This is a genomic window from Maridesulfovibrio sp. (assembly GCF_963666665.1).
Lineage (GTDB): Bacteria > Desulfobacterota > Desulfovibrionia > Desulfovibrionales > Desulfovibrionaceae > Maridesulfovibrio.
In genome coordinates this window covers 2,911,220-2,934,425 of the sequence record NZ_OY762999.1, presented here as the reverse complement: position 1 = coordinate 2,934,425, position 23,206 = coordinate 2,911,220, and the positions used below count along the sequence as shown (strand labels likewise).

Annotated in this window: 25 protein-coding genes and 1 pseudogene; 17 read left to right on the top strand and 9 right to left on the bottom strand. The window is 50.2% G+C overall.

Annotated elements, in window-relative coordinates; translation table 11 throughout:
- Window positions 1-79: 79 nt before the first annotated feature.
- Genes ACKU40_RS13475 through ACKU40_RS13455 form a run of 5 tightly spaced genes read right to left on the bottom strand, consistent with a single transcriptional unit; the run spans window position 80 to window position 4,385 of the window.
- The gene (locus ACKU40_RS13475; protein WP_320173312.1) at window positions 80-292 is read right to left on the bottom strand and encodes a hypothetical protein; all 213 of its coding nucleotides are present in this window, start codon (window positions 290-292) and stop codon (window positions 80-82) included.
- The gene (locus ACKU40_RS13470; protein WP_320173311.1) at window positions 289-1,431 is read right to left on the bottom strand and encodes a 4Fe-4S binding protein; all 1,143 of its coding nucleotides are present in this window, start codon (window positions 1,429-1,431) and stop codon (window positions 289-291) included. The genes ACKU40_RS13475 and ACKU40_RS13470 overlap by 4 nt, the downstream gene beginning before the upstream one ends.
- The gene (locus tag ACKU40_RS13465; RefSeq protein ID WP_320173310.1) at window positions 1,412-1,738 is read right to left on the bottom strand and encodes a hypothetical protein; all 327 of its coding nucleotides are present in this window, start codon (window positions 1,736-1,738) and stop codon (window positions 1,412-1,414) included. Before ACKU40_RS13465 ends, ACKU40_RS13470 begins: the two co-directional genes overlap by 20 nt.
- 52 nt (window positions 1,739-1,790) lie before the next feature.
- On the bottom strand, window positions 1,791-3,458 hold the full coding sequence (locus ACKU40_RS13460) for a 4Fe-4S dicluster domain-containing protein (RefSeq protein WP_320173309.1): 1,668 nt from the start codon (window positions 3,456-3,458) through the stop codon (window positions 1,791-1,793).
- A 24-nt stretch (window positions 3,459-3,482) separates the two neighbouring features.
- Window positions 3,483-4,385, bottom strand: a complete 903-nt coding sequence (locus tag ACKU40_RS13455) for a tetratricopeptide repeat protein (RefSeq protein ID WP_320173308.1) — start codon at window positions 4,383-4,385, stop codon at window positions 3,483-3,485.
- Window positions 4,386-4,577: 192 nt separating this feature from the next.
- Here ACKU40_RS13455 and ACKU40_RS13450 point away from each other — a divergent pair, with 192 nt between their 5' ends.
- Both ACKU40_RS13450 and ACKU40_RS13445 read left to right on the top strand, forming a co-directional pair.
- Window positions 4,578-6,245 carry a sigma 54-interacting transcriptional regulator gene (locus tag ACKU40_RS13450; protein WP_320173307.1) on the top strand — a complete coding sequence of 556 codons (1,668 nt, stop codon included), beginning with the start codon at window positions 4,578-4,580 and terminating at the stop codon, window positions 6,243-6,245.
- Between the two features lie 44 nt (window positions 6,246-6,289).
- Window positions 6,290-6,775, top strand: a complete 486-nt coding sequence (locus tag ACKU40_RS13445) for a Fur family transcriptional regulator (protein WP_320173306.1) — start codon at window positions 6,290-6,292, stop codon at window positions 6,773-6,775.
- A 113-nt stretch (window positions 6,776-6,888) separates the two neighbouring features.
- On the opposite strand, the gene ACKU40_RS13440 is transcribed toward ACKU40_RS13445, so the two are convergent.
- The 4 genes from ACKU40_RS13440 to ACKU40_RS13425 all read right to left on the bottom strand — a co-directional run bounded on the left by ACKU40_RS13440 (window position 6,889) and on the right by ACKU40_RS13425 (window position 10,175).
- Window positions 6,889-7,503: a CatB-related O-acetyltransferase gene (locus ACKU40_RS13440; protein WP_320173305.1), complete on the bottom strand. Its 615-nt coding sequence runs from the start codon at window positions 7,501-7,503 to the stop codon at window positions 6,889-6,891.
- Between the two features lie 328 nt (window positions 7,504-7,831).
- Window positions 7,832-8,683: a MerR family DNA-binding transcriptional regulator gene (locus ACKU40_RS13435; RefSeq protein WP_320173304.1), complete on the bottom strand. Its 852-nt coding sequence runs from the start codon at window positions 8,681-8,683 to the stop codon at window positions 7,832-7,834.
- A gap of 143 nt (window positions 8,684-8,826) precedes the next feature.
- Window positions 8,827-9,090 (bottom strand): hypothetical protein, encoded by a 264-nt coding sequence (locus ACKU40_RS13430; RefSeq protein WP_320173303.1) that lies wholly within the window; start codon window positions 9,088-9,090, stop codon window positions 8,827-8,829.
- On the bottom strand, window positions 9,090-10,175 hold the full coding sequence (locus tag ACKU40_RS13425) for a hypothetical protein (RefSeq protein ID WP_320173302.1): 1,086 nt from the start codon (window positions 10,173-10,175) through the stop codon (window positions 9,090-9,092). The genes ACKU40_RS13430 and ACKU40_RS13425 overlap by 1 nt, the downstream gene beginning before the upstream one ends.
- 754 nt (window positions 10,176-10,929) lie before the next feature.
- Between ACKU40_RS13425 and ACKU40_RS13420 the strand changes: the two are divergent.
- The 15 genes and pseudogenes from ACKU40_RS13420 to ACKU40_RS13350 all read left to right on the top strand — a co-directional run.
- Window positions 10,930-11,211: pseudogene (locus ACKU40_RS13420) on the top strand (BMC domain-containing protein); the annotation flags it as partial.
- A 48-nt stretch (window positions 11,212-11,259) separates the two neighbouring features.
- Window positions 11,260-11,544 (top strand): BMC domain-containing protein, encoded by a 285-nt coding sequence (locus tag ACKU40_RS13415; protein WP_407944338.1) that lies wholly within the window; start codon window positions 11,260-11,262, stop codon window positions 11,542-11,544.
- A gap of 62 nt (window positions 11,545-11,606) precedes the next feature.
- The gene (locus ACKU40_RS13410; RefSeq protein ID WP_320173300.1) at window positions 11,607-13,094 is read left to right on the top strand and encodes an aldehyde dehydrogenase family protein; all 1,488 of its coding nucleotides are present in this window, start codon (window positions 11,607-11,609) and stop codon (window positions 13,092-13,094) included.
- Window positions 13,095-13,124: 30 nt separating this feature from the next.
- Window positions 13,125-15,671 (top strand): choline trimethylamine-lyase, encoded by a 2,547-nt coding sequence (cutC, locus tag ACKU40_RS13405; RefSeq protein WP_320173299.1) that lies wholly within the window; start codon window positions 13,125-13,127, stop codon window positions 15,669-15,671.
- 67 nt (window positions 15,672-15,738) lie between these two features.
- Window positions 15,739-16,668, top strand: coding sequence for a choline TMA-lyase-activating enzyme (gene cutD, locus ACKU40_RS13400; RefSeq protein WP_320173298.1), 930 nt, complete (start codon window positions 15,739-15,741; stop codon window positions 16,666-16,668).
- A gap of 30 nt (window positions 16,669-16,698) precedes the next feature.
- Complete coding sequence (locus ACKU40_RS13395; RefSeq protein ID WP_320173297.1) at window positions 16,699-17,364, top strand: BMC domain-containing protein; 666 nt, start codon at window positions 16,699-16,701, stop codon at window positions 17,362-17,364.
- Window positions 17,365-17,368: 4 nt separating this feature from the next.
- A complete protein-coding gene (locus ACKU40_RS13390; protein ID WP_320173296.1) occupies window positions 17,369-18,814 on the top strand; it encodes an acetaldehyde dehydrogenase (acetylating) in 1,446 nt (481 codons plus the stop codon).
- Window positions 18,815-18,918: 104 nt separating this feature from the next.
- Complete coding sequence (gene eutM / locus ACKU40_RS13385; RefSeq protein ID WP_015850358.1) at window positions 18,919-19,203, top strand: ethanolamine utilization microcompartment protein EutM; 285 nt, start codon at window positions 18,919-18,921, stop codon at window positions 19,201-19,203.
- Between the two features lie 159 nt (window positions 19,204-19,362).
- The gene (locus ACKU40_RS13380) at window positions 19,363-20,028 is read left to right on the top strand and encodes a phosphate propanoyltransferase (protein ID WP_320173295.1); all 666 of its coding nucleotides are present in this window, start codon (window positions 19,363-19,365) and stop codon (window positions 20,026-20,028) included.
- 147 nt (window positions 20,029-20,175) lie between these two features.
- The gene (gene eutJ / locus ACKU40_RS13375) at window positions 20,176-20,991 is read left to right on the top strand and encodes an ethanolamine utilization protein EutJ (protein WP_320173294.1); all 816 of its coding nucleotides are present in this window, start codon (window positions 20,176-20,178) and stop codon (window positions 20,989-20,991) included.
- Between the two features lie 112 nt (window positions 20,992-21,103).
- Complete coding sequence (locus ACKU40_RS13370; RefSeq protein WP_320173293.1) at window positions 21,104-21,703, top strand: hypothetical protein; 600 nt, start codon at window positions 21,104-21,106, stop codon at window positions 21,701-21,703.
- Between the two features lie 10 nt (window positions 21,704-21,713).
- Window positions 21,714-21,983, top strand: a complete 270-nt coding sequence (locus tag ACKU40_RS13365; protein ID WP_320173292.1) for a EutN/CcmL family microcompartment protein — start codon at window positions 21,714-21,716, stop codon at window positions 21,981-21,983.
- A 5-nt stretch (window positions 21,984-21,988) separates the two neighbouring features.
- Window positions 21,989-22,537 carry a BMC domain-containing protein gene (locus tag ACKU40_RS13360; RefSeq protein WP_320173291.1) on the top strand — a complete coding sequence of 183 codons (549 nt, stop codon included), beginning with the start codon at window positions 21,989-21,991 and terminating at the stop codon, window positions 22,535-22,537.
- 2 nt (window positions 22,538-22,539) lie between these two features.
- Window positions 22,540-22,884, top strand: a complete 345-nt coding sequence (locus tag ACKU40_RS13355; protein ID WP_320173290.1) for a hypothetical protein — start codon at window positions 22,540-22,542, stop codon at window positions 22,882-22,884.
- A gap of 28 nt (window positions 22,885-22,912) precedes the next feature.
- A complete protein-coding gene (locus tag ACKU40_RS13350; RefSeq protein ID WP_320173289.1) occupies window positions 22,913-23,200 on the top strand; it encodes a BMC domain-containing protein in 288 nt (95 codons plus the stop codon).
- Window positions 23,201-23,206: the final 6 nt, after the last annotated feature.

Genomic DNA, 23,206 nt, shown 5'->3' with positions numbered 1-23,206 from the left:
CCTTGCAGGAATGCATTGTTGTTGGATTTTTAAAAAGGGTCCGTAAATGATTGATTTGCGGACCCCTTAGATTGCATTGCTAGCCGTTCAGGTCAGTATCCTGCAATATCTTGTTCAGATTGAAGCTTTGTTTTTTTGTTTCTTCCTTTGTCGGGGTTTCAATGCCGCTGGTGTAACGCACGGAACTTATATCCCGCTTTGCACTGCTTTTGATATTGCTTGCTGTTTCAAAACCGCACAGGCCGACAAAAGCAATGAATATAATTATGGTGAAGACAGTCTTGAATTTCATAAGTGCTGCTCCTTTTTCTTTTTGGGCATAATCCAGTTACGCATGAAAGCGATGTAATCAAAGACCGGACCAGCCGGACAGAGCAGGGTGCACCATGGCCTTTTTACAATCAGTGAAGCTACAACAATCAGTACGAAAAGCGCAAAGACTGCATCGGAGCCGATGAACGAAAAAGCCATGCCGAAAGGGGCATACTGCGCATCGGAAGGGTTGCGGAAATAAAGGGCCGCGCTCAAAGCAACGAGAGCGAAAATGCGCGCAGTCCATTTCATCCATTCTGTTTTCTTGGACGGCGCACATTTGGTTATCCGCCCCAGACCTTCCTGAATCCCGCCGAATGGGCAGACCATGGAGCAATAGAGGTTTTTCCGGGTTGCCAGAAATACCAGCATTGCCAGCCCAAGGCAGATCAGTGCTGTGTATGAAGCCATGCCTTTGGTCCATAATCCGGAAAGAAACAGGGCAATTGATCCAAGGGACGGCTGGGCTCCGTACATAAAACCGAGCAGAACGGTGGAGAGAGCCAGCAGTCCCAGCCGGGCGTAATTCTTATTCCAGCGAAAGAAACGGCTGGCGATGAAGATTGCCATGATGAACAGGGCAACAGTCAGTCCGGCTTTGATCATTTCTTCCGAAGATAGGGACATTGTTGCTTGCACGGTTTCCCTGCCTTGAATTTTGGCAATGGCTTCTTGAACACCCATGATCATGGCTGTGGAAGAAAGGGTTGCCCCGGAAACGGCGTCAATCTCAGGCAGCTGGGTGTCTTCGGCTCCGAGAAATCCGTCCAGAATACCTTCGTTTAAAACCCGGTCGATATAGGTGATGGTGTCCGTGGATTTTACCAGCGCGACCCGCTCGACTGTTTTATCTTTATTGACAACTACCGCCACCTGCAACGGTCCGCCGTAGCTGGGATATTCAGCCAAGGCGATGTAGATCTTTTCCGCAGGATTGCCTTTACGTTGTCCTTCATAAACCGAAGGGCTGATCTGCTTAATCCGTTCAATTTCAGGGGATATATTTTTTATCCGGCTGAGGTTTGCGCCTTCCGAACGCATTCCTCCCGCGAACCATGCTGCAGCAAGGATGCAGAGAGTCGCTACGGCCAGAATTTTTTCAGTTGTTTTCTTGGACACGGTTTTCTCCGGGCTTCCTCATGATGAAGAGTCTGACGGCGATTGCGAGACAAATAACAACGGGTAGGCCGAGAACGCCGATAAAATACCATCCGGCAATGGTTTCATATTCGCCCATGAGGGTGGTTCCGCCCGCTACTACGGAACATAAAGAAGCGAATCCGGCGTAAAACAGCGCTACCTGCCACCAGACCACCTTGCGTCCGTAATGTTTGAGCCATTCCATAAGTCCAAGAACCACGAGTACCTGCAAAGCACCCATGATCATCCAGAAGATATAATCAAGCATAGTAGTTCCGGGAAACATTATACTTCTCCTTTTTTAGCTAATAGGGATTCCAAAGGGCTTAGTCCCTTTTCTACTCCATGCCGTGGTATTCCCAGTCTTTTTCAACATTGAGGAAGTTTTCAGCACGCAGCCACCACGGCGGATTGTGATAGTTTGCTTCCTTCCCGCCATCCCATTCGGAACGGTAATCTTCGGCTTCGTTGAACTTGAAGAAGTTCTTTTGCATGGCCAGCAGTCCGGTGGCGAACAGGCCTGTCGGGTCGCGTGGTTCAATCTCCCGCGAAATAGTGTGAATCCAAGTGTTTTTGCGTGAATAAGGGCAGACACCGATACAAACACGGCAACCAAGACCGTCCTGAGTCGGACCTCCGGCCCATTGCGAGTAACATTTTTCTTCGTCCAGCTTCCAACGTTTGAATCCGCGAACAACTGTCTGCGGGCGGTCATCTTTCGGAATGGCTCCGGACGGGCAGCTGTCGGCGCAGATCTTACACTTCAGGCAGAAGTCGGCCATTTTTACGTCGATGGGCTTGTCGTATTCAAATTCGATATTGGTAATTACCGCAGCCGGCCGGAAGTTGGCGCCCAGTTCAGGAACCATGGTTACTCCTGCCCGGCTGTACTGGCCCAGCCCCGCAAGCTGTACGTAAGGACTCATCATGATTTCATAGTTGTGGCCCGGAAATTGTGCGCGGGCTGGGTAGCCCAGTTCCTTGATGAACTGTTCCATGAGGCTGGCTGCGCAGCGGGAACGGAAATAGGCATCAAAGGAAGTGGAGTAACCGATGGCGGAATAGGTCCCATCCCAGTTCATGGGCACGCCGAAAACGATAATGGATTTCCAGTGTTCGGGAACCCTGTCGCCCCATTTCTGTCCCTTGTCGGGCATGCCGCGCATGACGTTTTTGAACATGAAGCGGGGGTCGAATTTGGCAATACCTACGAGGGACATGCCGAACTGGTGGGCCATACGCTTGATCAGCTTGGATGCATGGGTCGGAGACTTGAATTCCATGGGCTCTTTGCGCCAGATTCCGCGGAAATCCCAGTCTTCGGGTGTTACAGGTTTTTTAGTCCGTTCATATTCATCATGCGGGTCGGCAGGGATACGGTTGGTGTGGTCGGCGTATTCCATACCTCCTTTGCGCAGGGCCATGTTGTATGCTCCGGCGAGGGCGTACTTCTTGTGCTTGCCGTTCTTCCATGCCTCACTGCGTTTGATATTGCGTTGCAGGGAACTGAGCATAATTTCCAACTCGCCGGGACGGGCGCGGTAATGGTCCCCGACAGGTCCGGGCAGCTTGTCCACTCCCATTTCCGGGTTCCATTCGCCGGACTTGATGATTTTAACCAGTGCGGCAAGGCGCAGGAAAAGGTAATCGGTCCAGTCGGGTCGTTCGACTTCCCCGACAGGAGTCATCATGGCCGGAACATCACAGCGGAACGGCTCGCGGTTAAAGAACTGGTCTCCACCCTGATAGGTCTGGCCGTATCCGGTATAAGCATGATCGGATCGGCCGATGGCAAAACCGGCTCCACCTGCTCCGGCAACAGTGGCGGCAGCGGCTGCCACCCCGCCGAACTTCAGGAAATTACGGCGACTGAAACCTTTTTTTGCAGGCTTTTGCTCTTGGGCCATGTTTTCCGGTTCAGGCTGTCCCTCAGCAGCACCGTCCGGGGAAGACATACGGTTCTTGGGATCGTTTATAATATCCAATGCATTCTGTTGTTCAGACATGAAATGGTTCCTCCGGTGATATGTTTACAGCTCTTCTTCGGAGTCTTTGCAGATTCCGTTGAAAGCGGGTTCAAGTTCGGGAATGACATCAATGATTACCGCTGCGTAGCGGGATACATAATGCGGGTACTCCTTGCGGAGTTCTTTAGTCCTCATGATCAGGAAATCTCGGGCATCGAAATCCATATCCGCCAGCTCCAGATGACTGAGGGCTGCGGCTTCGATTTCACCAATTTCAATAAGGGCATCGCCTTTAATCTGCCATGCAAGGTATTCCGCGCCTTGACCGGAAAGAATAAGCGCATCGCACTGCTCGACACATTCTTCGTTCTGTCCTGTTTCAAGCAGGCAGATTGCCACGCCGCGTTGTGATTCGCGGTGGTCTGGGGTTATCTCAGTTGCTCTGCGGAAATAAGGCAGGGCTTCCCTGAAACGCTTTTGAGCCACAAGGGTTTCAGCAGCCCAGAAATTAGGCCCCATGGCCTGTGGCGCGGCTGCTGCACTTGATTCGAAATAGGGCAGGGCCTGATCCGGCTTATCGCTCATGGCAAGGCACAAACCGGCATGAAATCTAGCTCCGAGATGGCTGGGTTCCATTTTAAGAATCTCATGAAACATTTCCCCGGCCTGATCGTATCTCTGGGCATACATGGCAAGGTTGGCCAGATTGAATTTGGGATTGATCGCTTGTGGGTCCCGCTCGATTGCCGATAAAAAAGATTTTTCCGCTTCAAGCGGTTCATCCAGTTGCAGGTGGGCCAGCCCAAGTTCATTGTAGGCCTTGGCCTGCAGCTGCATGGGAACATGCCCGGAGGCAAGTTCCCTGATAAGGTACTCGGTCAGGGAACGGTATTCGCTGTCGTCCTTGAATTGGCAAATGCGTTTCCTGAGTCGTTCTTCATTGATTTGCTGCATTGACATGCTCATGGCTTTACTCCTTGCTGCCCATAAACCAAGAAATGTGCCAATGCTTTAAGTCTATTAAAATCAATGTCTTATCTTTGTGTCGTTCGCTCTAGGGATGCCTCTTGTGTTTAATAAAACGATAGTTATTAAATATGATCACTAGTTGTTATATAAAGTCATATGTGGCAGATTCAAGTTAACAAGGAGTTGAGCATGACGCATTCCAAAGAGAGTAACTTGAAATTTTTAAGCGAAGCCATGGCCCGACTGACTGGAAGTCTGGACATGCAGAAATCGCTTATTGATACCTTTGAATTCCTAGCCGGGAATTTTCCCATTGATGCTATTTCTCTGCACCAGTATGCCCCGGATTTAAAAGCGTTAAAACTTCTGTTTCTGGTGCAGGCCGGGCGGTTTGATTTTGTGGAAATAGTTGCCCCTCTTTCCGAGGAAGAGGCCAATTCTCTTTTTCTGCACAATCAGGGGATCAGCGGAGTCATCAAGGTGCCACGGAATATGGATTCTCCGGTTTCAGCCCTGCATAGCAAAAGTTTGTCCGCGTTGGTCCCGTATAAGGAACGGGCCTATATGATCTGCGTTTTGCGCTCGGAAAAGGAAGTTCTGGGGCATCTTTGCCTTATGGGTACACATCCGGATTGCTTTACTGAAGAGCATGAGCGTAAGTTTGCCCTGTTGGTAACCCCCTTTGCCCTGACCATGTCCAACCTGCTGCAATATCAGCGGACCATGGAGTTTCAGGAGCGGTTGCGCGTCGAGCGTGACGGGCTGGAAAAGGATTTAGAGAATCTTCGTGAGCGGCGGATTATAGGAGAGCAAGGCGGATTGAAATCGACTATGGAAGTGGTTCGCCAGCTTGAAAACAGGGAGGTTCCGGCCCTGATTATGGGGGAGACCGGGGTCGGTAAAGAACTTATCGCCGATGCCATTCAATCTATTTCCCCGCGCAAGAATAAGCCGTTTGTAAAGGTAAACTGCGGGGCCATCCCGGATTCTTTGGTGGACAGTGAGTTGTTCGGCTACGAAAAGGGGGCCTTCACCGGAGCAACTACCTCCCGTCCGGGGCGTTTTGAACAGGCCAACGGCGGGACCCTGTTCCTTGATGAAATCGGTGAACTTCCTTTGCAGGCGCAGGTCCGATTACTGCGTGTTCTGCAGAATAATGTGGTTGAGCGGATCGGCAGTACAAAGTCAATTGAGGTGGATGTGCGGGTTATCGCCGCCACCAACCGTAACCTTGAGCTTATGCTGCAGGAAGGCACCTTTCGTGAGGACCTGTATTACCGCCTTTATGTCTTTCCAATCCATGTTCCGCCATTGCGGGAGCGCACTCAGGATATTCCGGAATTGATCTATTTATTCATGAAGCGCGGCTGTGATGAACTGGGAATAAGCAGTCTTCCGCAACTGCCTGAGCCGACGGTTGACCGCCTGCTGCAATACTCATGGCCCGGTAATGTCCGTGAACTTGAAAACTTGGTCAAGCGCGGCCTGACCCTTTATCCATACGGTCCTTTACTGCTTGATAAACTACTCCCACAGGATGATGGCTGGTACATTTCGCCTGAAGAGAGCCAGAGCTATTTTGAGAAGACCATTGATGAACGGGTTGAGATTCTGCTTGAAAAGCATCTTTCCAAGCTGCATCTCAGCTCCGGAATTATCCAGTCTTCGCAAGCCGGGGAGTATGAGCATGAAATAAAACCCCTCGAAGAGACAATCAAAGAGGCCATTCTTGCAGCCCTTGCAAAGGCGGGAGGAAGAATTAACGGGGCCGGAGGGGCGGCGGAACTGCTTGATCTTAACCCAAACACCCTCAGAAGTAAGATGCGCAAAATGGGATTGAGGGTTTCCGGGAGATAACCAGAAAATGTGTATTCACTTTTTTGAAAGAGCTTGACAATAGTATGAAAATGAATTCCATTTTCGATATGACAAATGAAGCAGCAAAAATATTTGTCGATTACCTTGCGCAAAACGGGTTGAGCATGACTCCCCAGCGTAAAGTGATTGTAGAGACTTTTTTGGAAACCGAAGGCCATTTTTCAGCTGAGGATTTGTTATTCTTAGTGCAAAAAAGGGCTCCCGAGGTAGGACAGGCAACCGTATACAGGGCTCTGAAACTGCTTGTTGATTCCGGGCTTGCTGAAAGTCTTGATTTCGGGTGCGGGGTTGCTCTGTATGAACATTCCTATGGACACGAACATCATGACCACCTTGTCTGCACAAGATGCCAGAAAAAGGTGGAAGTGATTGATAATGGAATTGAGCAAAGGCAGGAGGTCCTTGCCAGAGAGAATGGATATGTTTTGACTCACCACCGCTTGTTTCTTTTCGGGCTCTGCCCGGAATGCCAGAAACGTCGAGATCAGGAGCAGGACTTGGAATCCTGAAATTGGTCTTCAAGGTATTTATTTCACAAGCCGGGTACAAAGTCTGATCCTTCTACCCGATAGCAATTAATCAGAATCCCCCGGAACAGATGATCTGGGGGATTCTCTGTTTTTTATATGTGTTCAGTATATAGTCGGCGTATATCTCCGTCAGTGAGTAGCGTTACATTGCGCTTGATTTTCTCATCAGTCCAATCCCACCAAGCCAGCTTTAAAAGCATCCGTATCTCATCTTCTGAAAAACGTTTGCGCAGAGCTTTCGCGGGGTTTCCTCCCACTATTTCGTATGGATTGACATCCTTCGTTACTACGGCGCGAGCAGCAATAATGGCGCCGTGCCCGATGGATATGCCCGGCATTATCATGGCTTCGTTTCCAATCCAGACGTCGTTGCCGACCTCGGTGTCCCCCTTACGGAGGAACCCATCTTTTGCATGGTTGAATTCGCTCATATAATGGAATGGGTATGTGCTAGCCCAATCATGTCGGTGGCCTTGGTTACCGGCCATTATGAAAGTTGCTCCTGAACCTATGGAACAGAATTTACCGATGATGAGCTTGTCTACATCATTTAGATCCGGATGAAGGTAACGTACGTTCTCCTCAAAGTGGTGTCCGTGATAATATCCGGAATAGTAGCTGTGGCGTCCAGCAATAATGTTTTTGTTAGTCAGGTGTTGTCTGATTTCATATCCCTCAAATGGGGACTCAAAAGGATTTGTATTCATTGAGGCCTCCAAATAATGAACAGTCTGTTATTTGGTTATGTGATGCATTGTCTTAGTTAAAAGGACGCAATACTCTCAGGGAAGCAGCATACAGAAATCGGTCAGACTGCAGTCTTGATACGACGAGGGACAATTATTGCCGCATGTGTCGGGATAATTATACGGTGAGGTCGTAAGAGCATAGTTAATTCTTTTGTTCTGCTGGTCTAAATAAGATAATTTGAAATCTATTGGTTGTTTCTTTGTTTGGCAAGTTTTGCCTGTGCAGCAAAAAAGCCCGCTTCGAGCAGGAAGCGGGCTGAAATTAAAAGCGCGTTGTGTTGCGGGACTAATTATCCTGATCGCCGTGCCGCGAGCATTTGATCAGGACTTCGGTTACGAATTTATTGCTGTTACGGGTGGTCCAGTAGTCGGTTACATACCGTTCAAAGGACTCTTTACCAAGGAGGTAACCGTTGTTGGCTGCCCAACGTTCCATCTTCATGTAAGTCTTGCGGATGTCTTCGTGGGCGCCGATGTGGTAGCAGGAGAGCATCATGTCCCCGCCAAATTCGTAAATGTTCTCTTCGCTGCAAGGAATGACCGTTTTTTGCAGCATCTTAATGTTCTGATCCACTTCTTCAATGCGGTCCTGACGTGACGAGAAGTTGATTATGACCGGACCGGTTATCTCGTTATTCACATCTTCCACATGCTGAGTGAATTCAAGGTTGATAATTGACCATTGCAGGTCGTTTTCAAATTTCTGGTCTTGAAAGAGCAGGGAACTGCTCTCAATATACTTAATGGAAACTTCGTTGATGTTGTTGTCTATAACCATTTCCGCTTCACGGACCAGTTCGTACCAGTCTTTGACTGACACATGCTTGCGGCGGATTTTTTCCTGCTCGTCCTCAAGTTCCCTGATTTTGGTGCGGAACGAATGCTGGATGGATTTAAAAACGTGTTGTGCGCTCCCCTCTATGAATTCTTTCATCTCTTCGAGGGTGAACCCCATCTGTTTGTAATACTTGATAACCGGGACTGATAACAGGGATTCCCGGGTGTAATACCTGTAGTTGTTGTAATCGTGTCGCTGAGAGGGGATAAGGTTGATCTGATCGTAATAACGAAGAGCTTTTTTGGAGATGTTACAGATCTTGCTCATGTCCCCTATGAAATAGCGTTCCTTGTATTTCACTGGTATCTCCTCCAGTTCCTATGGTCCGGTATTTCGAATTTTTTTTCAACCCCTTAACCTTTACGTGCGTAATTGTATGCTCCTCACCATATGAAAGCGGGGAGCGTCTCTTGCGAGACAGCTCCCCTTGCTTCAGTGAGGTATTACTTAATGTATTGATTGATTGTTGCGGCTCCTTCCTCGTGTGCGCGGTAGTAAACGCGCAGCTCCTGATTGGAGTCGAGGTCGAAGCGGGACTCTTCGAGGAGTCCGTTTGCTTCAGCAGTCATCAGGGCGTTGATGATTGCATCTTTTTTGAAGGCTTTGAAGCTGCTGTATTCGCCTGCGAGGGCTTCCATAACGCAGTCTGCGCAAGCTTCTTCAACTTTGGTGAAGTGTTTCAGGATAGCGTAGTTAAGGGGATACATTATGCTTTCTCCTCGTTGCTCTTGAACAGATCCATAGGGTTCATGGAGATAATGAAGATACCGATAACCATGATTACTGCTGCAGCCCAAGCTACAGGAGGCATATCCCAGCCTTCCATGCCCATAGCAACGCCGAGAACGATCCAGCAGCAGAAGGGGCCCCAGAAGGAGAAGGTTCCGTTGCAGGACATACCGAGAGCAGCACCGCACATTGCGTTACCTTTGTACCAGTACATGAAGGTAAGGTATGCGGAGAGACCGGCCAGTACGAACCAGATCATGGCTTCGCTGTCGGTGAAAGACTGTGCAACCATGCCGAATGCATCAACGTGTGCGATGAAGCCGAACAGGGGTACGAGAATGAAGAGGTTGGAGAAACCGGCGGTAACCTGACGGATAGTGATCCCGATTTCGGGGTCGATCATGGAAGTACCGTAACCGCATACACAACCTTCGATACCCCAGCATACAGCAGCGAGGAAGCCGAAGAAGAGGCCGAGCATCATGTTGGGGCCGCCTGCGCCGTCGAGGCTGGTGGAGCCGATCATGAAGCTGGCGCCGAAGCAGATGGCGATACCGAACAGCATACGTGCGTTCAGTTCCTGCTTAAAGAGGAAGCGGCCGAGAATTGCGCCTACTGCGGGGCAGAGAGCTGCAATGGGAACTACGAGAGAACCTGCAAGCTGCAGGCCTACTACGTAAGCGGTACTTGCGAGAGGACCACCGATGATTGCTGCAGCTACCATTACCATGCCGGGTTTGGTTTTGATGCAGCGAACAAAGTCAGCGAAGCGACCGCGGATACCGGCAAAGCTCATAGCCCAGAGAGCACTGCATGTGTCGGTGGTTGCTGCGCCGATTGCGCTTAAAAGATACATTACTGCAAATGCGGACAGGCCGGAATTCTCTCCGTACCAGTCTACCCAGATACCTTTGGACATACCCAGAGTCATGAATGCAGTGTAAAAACCGTACAGCAGTCCGGAAAGAAGGGCGATAACAATGCCTTTTCTTTTAAAGCTGGTAGCCAGCTTGTGCTTTGCAGCGACGGCTGCAGGGTTGATTGCAACAGATGCTTCCCCCATGGTCGTCTCCTTAATCATTAAAAGTTAATCTGAAATTCACACCCTCGATCCCTGCATTTTCGTCACTGGTCTATGAATTCGCTTCCACATAGCAGGGAAAAAACATCCTTCCCCTAACGGGAAGGTCCTAGTTCTTAAATTTATATCCTTTCCCTTAAGGGGAAGGTCAACGAGGTTTTTTTGATTAGCCTTAAAATGAGCCTGATAGTGCAGATAGAGCGATAGGTAAAGCGCAATGAAAACTTATAAATTCAAGTGCTTAGTTGCTTGCAAGAAAAAAATGAAAATAAAATTCCCATATTACCTACTAAGGTAATCAGTTATCGATGGTCTGCAAGTTTTTATTGTTACATTCATGTTACAAATTGTATCTGCCGTTCAATCAAACAATCGATTCTTTTGCTGGGTAAGTAGACACTTTTTGTCCGATTTTTCACATGAGACTGAATATAGGTTCAACCCAATTGTTTTTAGGTGAGAAGCAAAATCAGGCCAGGGTATTGCGAAAATAAAGTCGTTGATTTTCAGAATCATGTAATTTTTGTCGTGACGAAAATGTCACCTCTAAAAATCACATAAAATCAGTCAATTATAAGAAAAGTTGCTAAATTTGTGAAATCTCTGTTGACCTTCCCCCTTAGGTCAGGGGCTAGTCTGTGTGCAGGATGTGGAAAAGGTGGATTCTTAAGATAAGCATCCGTCAAAAGTCATAAGTCATGGTTATGAACTTTAAAACCAGCTCAATGGAGATCACATGAGATACCAAGGCGAAGAGGCCCTCGGCCTTATTGAAACTCTCGGAATGGTTCCGTCCATCGGTGGCGCGGACCAGATGCTCAAAACAGCAGATGTAAAACTCGTTGGTTATGAAAACGTCGGGTCTACCCTTGTAGCCGTAATGGTCAGGGGTGATGTTGCTGCAGTAAAGGCTTCCGTGGAAGCGGGTGCCGCAACTGCTGCGGAAATCGGCAAGCTCACTGCACAGAACGTTATGCCCCGCCCCATTCGCGGTGTCGGCGACATCGTGTCTGTCCATGGTGTGGAGACCACGGACACCGATTACTCCGGCCCCCGTCCGCGGGCAATGGGCCTGATTGAAACATTCGGCATTGTTTACGTCCTTGAAGCGGCAGACGCTATGATGAAAGCAGCAGATGTTGAACTCATCGGTTATGAAAACGTTGCTTCCGGATACATTTCCGTTCTGGTTCAGGGTGATGTCGCAGCATGTCAGGCAGCTGTTGAAGCTGGCGTGAAAGCTGTGGAAAATATGGGAACTGAAGTTTACGCTTCACTTGTTATTCCTACACCCCACCGCGATCTGGAACAGATCACCAAGATCTACGCAATCGACAACCTGCTTTCCTAAGCGAAGCATTGGTTAATGCAGGGAATTAAGAAACGTTTCAGTCACAGGTAAAGGGGTAAGCGATGATTGTTGATAACGATTTGCTCTCCATCCAGCAGGCCAGAATCCTGGCAGAAAATGCCCATGAGGCACAGAAAAAGCTGGCAACCTTTCCGCAGGAAAAGCTTGATGAAATAGTCGAGCATATTGCGGATGCGGTTGAGGAGCATGCCGAAGAGCTGGCGATTATGTCTCACGAAGAGACTGACGGCGGCAAATGGCAGGATAAGCTGGTCAAGAACCGCTTCGTCTGTAATCAGGTCCGTAAGGAATTGCGCGGAATGCGCTGTGTGGGCGTCATCAAAGAGGACTCCCATAAAAAGATTACCGACATCGGCGTTCCCGTCGGCGTTATCGCAGCTCTCTGTCCAGTGACTGGTCCGGTTTCAACCACGGTTTATAATACCCTGATTGCAATCAAATCTGGAAACGGTGTTATTTTTTCCCCCCATCCCGGTGCTGTAAAGAGTATCGGCCGGGTTCTGGATATCATGATCAAGGCCGGAGAATCCTGCGGTCTTCCTGAAGGCTGTATTTCCTATCTGGAGACAGTCACCAAGAGCGGAACCTGTGAACTTATGAATCACAGGAATATCTCGCTGGTTATGGTCACCGGAGTTCCCGGGATGATCCATTATGCCCAGAAAACGGGCAAACCGGTCATTTACGGGGGAACCGGCAACGGTCCGGCATTTATCGAACGTACTGCCGACATTGGGCAGGCTGTTAAAGATATCATTGCCAGCAAGACTTTTGATAACGGGATTGCTCCCTCAGCGGAGCAATCCATCGTTGTCGATTCATGTGTTGCCGGGGATGTTCGCCAGTCCCTTAATTCCTGCGGGGCATACTTCATGTCCGAGAGTGAGGCCGAAGCTCTGGCCGAACTGTTCATCGCGCCCGACGGACAGCGCAGGAAAGGTATGGCCGGACAGTCCGCAAAGGTGCTGGCCCGAAGAGCAGGGTTCAGCATTCCCGAAAATACCACCGTTCTGGTGGCGGAACGTAAATATGTTTCGGACACCGATCCCTACTACAGAGAATTTCTTTCCCCTGTACTGGCTCTCTATGTGGAGGACGATTGGATGCACGCTTGTGAAAAGTGCATCGAGTTGCTGCTCCACGAAAGAAACGCCCACACTCTGGTTATTCACTCCGCAGATGAGGAAGTGATTCTCCAGTTCGCGTTGAAGAAACCCGTTGGCCGACTTCTGGTCAACACTCCGGCAGCTTTCGGCGGTATGGGTGCTACTACCAATCTGTTTCCCTCAATGACTCTGGGCAGTTCTTCTGCCGGATTCGGAATCACTTCCGACAACGTTTCTCCCATGAACCTTATCTACATCAGGAAGGTTGGTTGCGGAGTGAGACGTGCTGAAGAGGTGCTGGGACAGTCCGGTCAGGCAGGCGGTCAATATAAAGTGAAAGATAACGATTCCAATATGGTGCAGGTAATTCAACAGATCCTGCAAAAGGCCATTGAAGCCATAGATGATCCTGCGGGTCGCTAAGAATCAAATCCATTAAACGGAGGAAATACAGTGGATCTTCAAAGTTTTTCCAACAAGCTTGCTGAAGCTACAAAAAACCTTACCGATGCCGAACGGGCCTCGCTGAAGAAAATTTTCGAAGGCGTTTCTGCTGAGGTATTCAAAGAAAAAGCAGAGCAGCCTGCAGCCGCAGTCTCCTGCTATGAGACCAAGGGTATCCCCAATGGTCCTACCGATCGTCACGTTAAACTGAAAGAGAACTTCCTCAAGCAGGTTCCTTCTGTCAGCGTCGAGTCCGCTCGCGTGATGACTGAGATTGCTAAGGCAAACCCCGGTCTTCCTCCGGCAATCCTGCGCGGTAAAAGCTTCCGTGCCAGCTGCGAAACCGCTCCGCTGGTAATTCAGGATCACGAACTCATCGTAGGTAACCCCACCGGTGCACCTCGTCGCGGTTCCTTCTCTCCTGAAATCGCATGGCGCTGGATGAAATCCGAGCTGGAAACCATCGGTTCCCGCCCTCAGGACCCCTTCTACATTTCTGAAGAAGACAAGAAATACATGAAGGAAGAGCTTTTCCCCTTCTGGGCTGACAAGTCTCTCGACGAATACTGCGAAGCTCAGTATCGCGAAGCAGGTCTCTGGGAACTCTCCGGTGAATCCTATGTTTCCGATTGCTCTTACCACGCTGTAAACGGTGGTGGTGACTCCAACCCCGGTTACGATGTCATCCTTATGAAAAAAGGTATGCTCGACATCAAAGCCGAAGCTGAAGCACACCTCGAGCATCTCGATTACGAGAACCCCGAAGACATCGATAAAATTTACTTCTACAAGTCCGTAATCGACACTGCAGAAGGTGTAATGATCTACGCCAAGCGCCTGTCCGAATACGCAGCAGAAAAAGCCGCTCATGAAACTGATCCTAAGCGTAAAGCTGAACTGCTCAAGATTTCTGAAGTTAACGCTCGCGTACCTGCACACAAGCCCGAAACCTTCTGGGAAGCTATTCAGGCAGTATGGACTGTTGAGTCCCTGCTGGTTGTTGAAGAAAACCAGACCGGTATGTCCATCGGCCGTGTTGACCAGTACATGTACCCCTTCTTCAAGGCTGACCTCGAAGCAGGACGCATGACCGAATATGAAGCTTTCGACCTCGCCGGTTGTATGCTCATCAAAATGTCCGAAATGATGTGGATCACCAGTGAAGATGCTTCCAAGTTCTTCGCCGGTTACCAGCCTTTCGTAAACATGTGCGTCGGTGGTGTTACCCGCGAAGGTTACGATGCAACCAACGACCTGACCTACCTGCTCATGGACGCAGTACGTCACGTCCGCATCTACCAGCCTTCTTTGGCTACCCGTGTTCACAACAAGTCTCCCCACGAGTACCTGAAGAAAATCGTTGAAGTTATCCGTTCCGGTATGGGCTTCCCCGCAGTTCACTTTGACGATGCTCATATCAAGATGATGCTCGCTAAAGGCGTATCCATGGAAGATGCCCGCGACTACTGCCTGATGGGTTGTGTTGAACCCCAGAAGGCCGGTCGTCTCTACCAGTGGACTTCTACCGCTTACACCCAGTGGCCTATCTGCATCGAACTGGTTCTGAACCACGGTGTTCCCCTCTGGTACGGCAAGCAGGTCTGCCCGGATATGGGTCCCCTTGAGTCCTACGACACCTACGAGAAATTCGAAGCTGCCGTTAAGGAAATGATCAAGTACATTACCAAATGGACCAGCGTTGCAACCGTTATTTCCCAGCGCGTTCATAGGGATCATGCTCCTAAACCCCTCATGTCCCTTATGTACGAAGGCACCATGGAGTCCGGCAAGGACGTAGCCTCCGGCGGCGCCATGTACAACTTCGGTCCCGGCGTTGTCTGGTCCGGTCTCGCCACTTACGCCGACTCCATGGCCGCCATTAAAAAGCTGGTTTACGACGACAAGAAGTACACCCTCGCTCAGATGAACGAAGCTCTCGTTGCTGAATTCAAGGGTTACGAGCAGATCAAAGCTGACTGCCTTGCCGCTCCTAAATACGGTAACGACGATGACTACGTAGATATGATCTGCGCAGACCTCGTTCACTTCACTGAAACTGAGCACCGCAAGTACAAGACCCTGTACTCCGTACTCAGCCACGGTACCCTGTCCATCTCCAACAACACCCCGTTCGGTCAGCTCCTCGGCGCTTCCGCTAACGGTCGTGACGCATGGATGCCTCTTTCAGACGGTATCAGCCCGACTCAGGGTGCGGACTACAAAGGACCCACTGCGGTTATCAAGTCCGTTTCCAAGATGGCTAACGATCTGATGAACATCGGTATGGTTCACAACTTCAAGATCATGTCCGGACTGCTCGACACCCCCGAAGGTGAAAACTCCATCATTACCCTGCTGCGTACTGCAAGTGCACTGGGTAACGGAGAAATGCAGTTCAACTACCTTGATAACGCAACTCTTCTCGATGCTCAGAAGCACCCCGAGAAGTATCGTGACCTCGTTGTACGCGTAGCAGGTTACTCTGCATTCTTCGTAGAGCTCTGCAAAGACGTACAGGATGAGATCATCAGCCGTACCATGATGAATGAGATCTAAGATCCATTACTGATTGAATTAAAGTCCCTCGGGATTTGAAGTAACAACGCAGCAAGAGAAAAGTACCGTGATTGAAAGAAAAGCACAGATATTCAACGTACAGAAATACAATATGCACGACGGTCCGGGAGTGAGAACTCTCGTATTCTTCCAGGGTTGCCCCCTGCGCTGTGAATGGTGCTCGAATCCCGAGGGACAGTATAAAAAATACCAGGTCCTTTTCAAAAAGGATCAGTGTATAAATTGCGGAGCCTGTGTCTCCGCCTGTCCCGCGGACGTGCACAAGATTGCCGCCGCAGGAAAACATTTCATCAACCGCGATGCCGAGTGTATCGGCTGCCGCAAATGCGAGCACGCCTGTCTGCAAAATGCACTGGCAATCGTCGGCGAAACAAAGACCATCTCCGAACTGCTCGAGATCATCGAAGAAGACCGTCCGTTTTATGAAACTTCCGGCGGCGGCGTCACTCTCGGCGGCGGTGAAGTCCTGTCTCAGCCTGAAGCTGCGGCAAGCCTTCTTCAGGCCTGTAAGCAGCGCGGCATCAACACCGCGATTGAAACCTGCGGTTATGCCCGCCCTGAAGTCATCGAGAAGGTCGCACCTTTCGTGGACCTCTTTCTCTTTGACGTCAAACACATGAATTCCGAACGCCATCGCGAAATCACCGGTGTGCGTAATGAGATGATCCTCCAGAATCTGACCTGGCTTCTTGAGAACAGGTTCAATGTAAAGATCAGGATGCCCATGCTCAAGGGCGTTAATGACGGGGAAGAAGAAATCCTTCAGTTGGTTGAGCTGCTTAAGCCTTATCAGGATTTTAAAAATTTCAAAGGGGTGGACCTGCTTCCCTATCACAAGATGGGTGTGAACAAATACACTCAGCTCGGCTGGGAATACCCGGTGGAAGGTGACCCCAAACTGAGCAATGCCGATCTTGAACGCATTGAGCAGGCTATCAGTAAATACAATTTTCCGGTCTCAGTGGTCAGACACTAGTCCAAATCAATGACAAGGGAGAACAGATTTATGGATGCACTTGGATTCATTGAAACAAAAGGGCTGCTGGCTGCCATCGAAGGTGCTGATGCCATGCTCAAAGCCGCTGCAGTGACCCTGCTGGAAAAGAATATTTCCGGCGGCGGGCTGGTGACCATAAGCGTCACCGGAGAAGTCTCTGCTGTACAGGCTTCTGTTGAAGCAGGCACTGCCGCTATCAGCCGCATCGAAGGAGCGGAGCTGGTATCACATCACGTGATTGCCCGTCCCTATGATGAGATCAGCAAGATTATCGCAACCAGCGCTCCGGTTGCGGCAGCAAAAGAAATTTCACGGGAAGTAGCACAATCTCCCGCTTCCGCGGAAGAGCAGGCCCAGCCTGCTCCAGCGGAAGAAAAAGTCGAAGCAGAGGAAGCTCCGAAAGCAGAGCCTGAGGTTCTGAAAGAGGAAATTGAAGCTCCGGCAGTGCAGGTGTCCGCACCGAAGACTGAGGAAGCTGCTCCGAAAGCCTCCAAGGCACAGGAAGAAGCCCCGCAGTTCAAGCCCGCGGAACTCAGGAAAATGAAAATCAGTAAGGTTCGGCAGATTGCCAGAAGCTTGGAAGGTATTTCCCTGACCAATGAAGAGGTCAAGAAAGCCACCAAGAAAACCCTTATTGACGCGATTATAAATGTTACCAGGCAGATAGAGGAGTAATCCAATGGTAGACAAGGATTTATTGTCCATTCAAGAAGCCCGTTCACTGGTTCGTGCCGCTAAGAAAGCTCAGGCAGAGCTGGCGGAAATGGGTCAGGAAAAGGTTGACGCGATTGTAAAGGCTATTTCCGAAGCAGCTTACGCTCAGGCGGACCCCCTTGCAGCGCTTGCTGTTGAAGAGACCGGTTTCGGTAAGGTTCAAGACAAGAAAACCAAGAACATTCTTGCAAGTAAAAACCTTTTCGAAGCAATCAAGGATATGAAAACTATCGGTGTGCTTTGCGACGACAAGGAAAAGAAGGTTGTCGAGATCGCCGTACCCATGGGTGTTATCGCAGGGATCATCCCCTCCACCAACCCCACGTCTACGACTATCTACAAGTCCATGATCGCCCTGAAGTCCGGGAACGCTATTGTTTTCACCCCGCACCCCAGCGCGAAGAAATGCATCGGTAAAACCGTTGAAATGATCCGTTCCGTACTCCACGACTGCGGCGTATGCGAAGATCTGGTCAGCGTAATGAGCATTCCTACCATTCAGGGTAGCGGCGAGCTCATGAAAGTTGCCGATCTCATTCTCGCAACCGGTGGTCCGGGCATGGTCAAGGCAGCATACAGCTCCGGTACCCCCGCTCTCGGCGTAGGTGCTGGTAACGTACCTTCCTACATTGAAAGAACCGCTGACATCAAAGATGCGGTCACCAAGATTTTTGCAAGTAAGACCTTTGATAACGGTACTGTCTGCGCATCCGAGCAGTCCATCATCACTGAGTCCTGCATTGCTGAGCAGGTTAAAGCTGAAGTTGTCGCTCAGGGCGGTTACTTCCTGTACGGCGAAGACCTGACCAAGGTCAAAGCAGTTATGGAACGCGGCAACGGTTCCATGAACCCCGCAATCGTAGGCCGTGATGCCTGCTATATTGCTAAGCTGGCCGGAATCTCCGTGCCTGCCGGAACCCGTCTGCTCGTTTCTGACGAAAAAGGCGTTGGCGCAAAGTATCCCTTCTCCAAGGAAAAGCTTACCGCGCTGCTCGGTTTCTACGTTGTTGAAGATTGGAAAGGTGCTTGCGAGATGTGTCACGCGCTGCTGGAAAACGGTGGTATCGGTCACTCCCTGTCCATCCACTCCAAGAACGAAGAAGTTATCCGTGAATTCGGTATGAAGAAGCCTGTTTCCAGAATGCTGGTTAACACCCCGTCCACTCACGGTGCTGTAGGCCTCTCTACCTCTCTCTTCCCCTCCTTTACCCTTGGTTGCGGTACTGTAGGCGGAAGCTCCACCTCCGATAACGTAACTCCGCTCAACCTCATGAACGTGAGAAGGCTTGCTTACGATCTCGGTAACACCTGCTGCGAATCCGCTCCTGCTGCTCAGGCTGCCGGTACCGATTCCATTGATGTTCAGGCAATTACTGCCATGATCGTCGAGCAGCTGAAACAGATGGTATAGCCGGAAGTAAAAACTTCCCGCTCTAAATAAAAAGCGATTCCCGCATAAGGGAATAGAGGGTGGCTCCTTAAGGAGCCGATAAATCAATTTAAAGGAGAACAAAAATGTCCTCATTGAACGCACTGGGTATGATTGAAACCAAAGGTCTCGTTGGCGCAGTAGAAGCAGCTGACGCAATGGTAAAAGCAGCAAACGTAACTCTGGTCGGTAAGACTCAGGTTGGCGGCGGTCTCGTAACCGTTATGGTTCGCGGTGATGTTGGTGCTGTTAAAGCAGCAACCGACGCTGGCGCAGCTGCTGCACAGAACGTTGGTGAACTCATCAGCGTACACGTTATCCCCCGCCCCCACGGCGAAGTTGAAATCATCCTTCCTAAAGCTGAAGGTTAATTAAGCTTGAATGCCGCAGATTTATCTGTGGTATCAGGGCCGGGGAGGGAGGTTCTGCCCGCATAGAATCACCTTCCCCGGCCGTAATAAAAAAGGGCCGTACCGCGCTAAGCGCGATACCTGATCAGAACGCTAAATATTTTTCACATAGAAATGAGCATGAACGAACAAGCCATTAATAATATCATGGAAGGGGTCATCAAAGGCGTAATTGAGCAGTTGAAGACCGAAGCTCCGCATGTTTCCGTATCTACCGGAGTATGCGAACCCATTCCCGTAGAACTTTCCGCCCGCCACGTTCACCTCAGCGAGCAGGACGCCCTTGAGCTTTTCGGTAAACCTCTGACTCCGGTTCGTGAACTTTCCCAGCCCGGTCAGTACCTCTGTGAAGAGCGTGTCCGTCTCATCGGTCCCAAAGGTGTCATGGACAACGTTGCTGTTCTCGGACCTGCACGTTCCGCTTCACAGGTAGAAATTTCCAACACCGAAGCACGTACCCTCGGTATCAAAGCTCCGGTTCGCCAGTCCGGTGATGTTTCCGGAACCCCCGGTATCATCCTCGCTTCCCAGACCGGAATCGTCGGTCTCGAAGAAGGTGTTATCGTTGCAGCACGTCATATTCACATGTCTCCCGAAGACGGTGACAAGTTCGGCGTGAAAGACAATGACCGCGTAAGCGTACGTCTTGAAAGTGATCGTCCGGTTATTCTCGAAGACGTGGTTTGTCGCGTTAATCCTTCTTTCAAGCTGGCTATGCACATCGACCCCGATGAAGGCAACAGCGCAGGTTGGAACAAGTCTGTAACCGGTAAGATTGTAAGATAGGGATTCGAGGCGCTTTGCGCTTTGATGAAAAGATTTCGCCTCCGGCGGCTTAAGCCCTTTTTGAAAAAAGGGCTTAAGAATCCCAAAAATTTTTATCAAGGCTTCGCCACTGTTTAGCCGAGAGTGTGCGGGGAGAGAAAGACGAACATGGATTTTTCAGCAATTGACCAGCAGATCAGCGACCTTGAAAGCTGCATTGAGAACACCGTTCCTGTCAGTCCTGACGAAGAACTTCTGGTGGGTGTGGACCTAGGTACTGCGTATATCGTGGTAGTGGTCCTGAACAGCAAGAAGGAACCTGTGGCCTGTGCCATGGAATTCGCCCGGGTCATCAAGGACGGTCTGGTTGTTGATTACATGGGCGCTACCCGTATCACCCGCAAGCTGGTTGGCGAACTTGAAGAAAGATTGGGCCGCAAGCTGGAGCGCGCTGCCATTGCGGTTCCTCCGGGGACCGGCAAAAAGGATTGCTCCACCCATCAGTACGTTGTGGAAGGTGCAGGACTCGAAGTCACTTCCATTCTGGACGAGCCCACCGCAGCCAACGCAGTGCTCGGACTTGAGAATGGCGTCATCGTTGACATCGGCGGCGGTACCACCGGTCTCTCTGTGCTGGAAAATGGTGAAGTGGTTTACGTAGCTGACGAACCTACCGGCGGAACCCACGTGACTCTGGTTCTGTCCGGCAGCTACAAAGTCAGCTTTGAAGAAGCTGAAGACCTGAAAAAGGTCAAGGAACGTCAGGATGAGATCCTGCCTGTCGTTCGTCCGGTAATCCAGAAAATGGGTACCATCGTTAAAGCGCACATTAAGGATCGCGATATTTCAGCCATCTACCTTGTAGGCGGTACTTGCTGCCTCAAGGATATGGAAAAAGTGGTGGAAAAAGAAGTGGGTATCCCGGTCTACAAACCGGCCAACCCGTTTCTCGTAACCCCGCTGGGCATCGCCCTGAATTGTTAAGTTAAGCAGAGCTTCTCTTACGAAGAGGCAAAGCCCTAGTAAAAGTTTTTGGGATTCTTAAACCCTTTTGCAAAATGGTTTAAGCCCTCGGAGAGCCGCCGGAGGCATCGATATGTCAATAGACATCAATGAATTGGTTCAATCCATCGCAGCAGAAGTGCTGAAGCAGCTTAAGCCTGAATCCAATAAGGCATGTGCTCTGGTTCTGGCTGAGCGAGACTGCATTGTGGCTGAGAAAGTACGCAACAGCTTCGGTGATGAATACGAATACTATTTCTTCGGCGAAGAAGCTCCCTGCGCGGAATTCAGCCGTTACATCGTGCCTTCACTCTGCGTTTGCGAAATGTCTGATCTGGCAGTGGGCAAGGCTCACGGCAAGATTATGACTGAAGTGCTTCGCCAGATGCTGCTCGGTCATACCGTGGAAGTTCTTTCCTTCGGTTACGAAGAGTACAGCCAGACCGCTCCCGGTCCTCTGTATGCTCTTTACCAGCAGCATGAGAAGACCCTTCAGGGCTTCGGCATGAAAAGATTTCAACCCAAGGCGCCCGAGTCCCTGAAAGTCAGGGAATCACTGATCACCGAAAAGGTGGTCAGTGGTGCGGCGGCGCAGGGTGCTAAAGAGTTAGTGGTACTGCCCGCGGCAATGGTCACCCCCCTTGCCGAAGAAGCAGCCAAGGAATTGAACATCAACATCAGCAAGACCCTCTAAGGATTGTTTTATGATTATCTGTAAAGTTGTAGGCAATGTTTGGGCCACCCGCAAAAAGGATGAATTGAGCGGAGAGAAGCTGATGGTTGTTCAGCGGCTCGATATCGAGGAAAAGGGCAGTGCAGAAGTTTTCGTCGCAGTTGACTGCGTGGGCGCGGGTATCGGTGAGCAGGTTCTGGTGACTACCGGAAGTTCTGCGCGCATGGCTCTGCGTAACCATGATGCCCCGGTTGATGCATCCATCGTGGCTATCATCGATGAAGTGCAGGCTCAGGTCTAATTATTATGGATACGCTGGGCATAGTTGAATGCTGGAACATCGCATCCGGAGTACGGATTGCGGATGCCATGATGAAAGCCGCGGATGTCGAACTTGTCCGCGCTTCTACTATTTGTTCCGGCAGATACCTGATCTTTGTTACCGGTGAACGTGCTGCAGTGTCGGCCAGTGTTGATGCTGCGAATACTGACGATGGTAAGATCAAGGCCAGCTTTGTTATTTCCAGCCTTTCACCGGAAGTGGCAGCAGTGCTGAAAAGCCCCGTCGCCATTGCACAGGTTCAGTCTATCGGAGTTATCGAATGCCGCAATGTTTCCACTGGCGTGGTGGCAGCGGATGCGGCGGTCAAGCGTTCCGGAGTTGAGCTGGCCCGTTTTGTCGCAGGGCAGGGCATCAACGGTAAATCATATTTCGTTATGAGCGGCGATGTGGCTGCGGTTCAGGAAGCCGCAGATGCTGCATCCGCTGCTTTGGGCAACAATCTTGTTGAGGCGGTCGTCATCCCCGGACCCGACGCCTCGGTCGTAAAGGCCTTAGTAAGGGGAACGAGGTAAAGATGAAAAAGAAACTTATCGAAGCGGGCAATCTTAAGTCATTTATCTGCCCGGACAGTGACACCTTCTACGTAGACAACACCATAATCTTGACTCCCGGTGCTAAAGATGAGCTCCGCAAGAAAAAGATCAAAATTGTCCGTGTGGAAGACGCCGCAGCTGCTGTTGCCGAATCCGGTAACGCCGGATGCGGTAACCCTGACTGCACCAAGGAAGTTTGTAACGGTTGTGAAGAACTGGTTATGGGCATCGCGGTGCTGTTAAAGGAAGAATACGGAATCACCGACCTTGCACAGCTCAAGGAAATGAGCTTCAAGCTTGCTGATGCCGTTAAAGGAAATATTTAAAAGTTTAGTATCTTAGGAGGAGAAAATTATGTCATCTCTCAACGCTCTCGGAATGGTAGAAACCAGAGGTCTCGTTGGTGCTGTTGAAGCAGCCGATGCTATGGTTAAAGCAGCAAATGTAACTCTCGTTGGCCGTGAACAGGTCGGCGGCGGTCTCGTAACCGTATTGGTTCGCGGCGACGTTGGTGCTGTTAAAGCTGCAGTTGATGCTGGTGCAGCAGCTGCTGAACGCGTAGGTGAACTGCGCAGTGTACACGTGATACCCCGTCCTCACAGCGAAGTGGAAGTTATTCTTCCCAAATGCGCTGTAAAGTAAGGACAT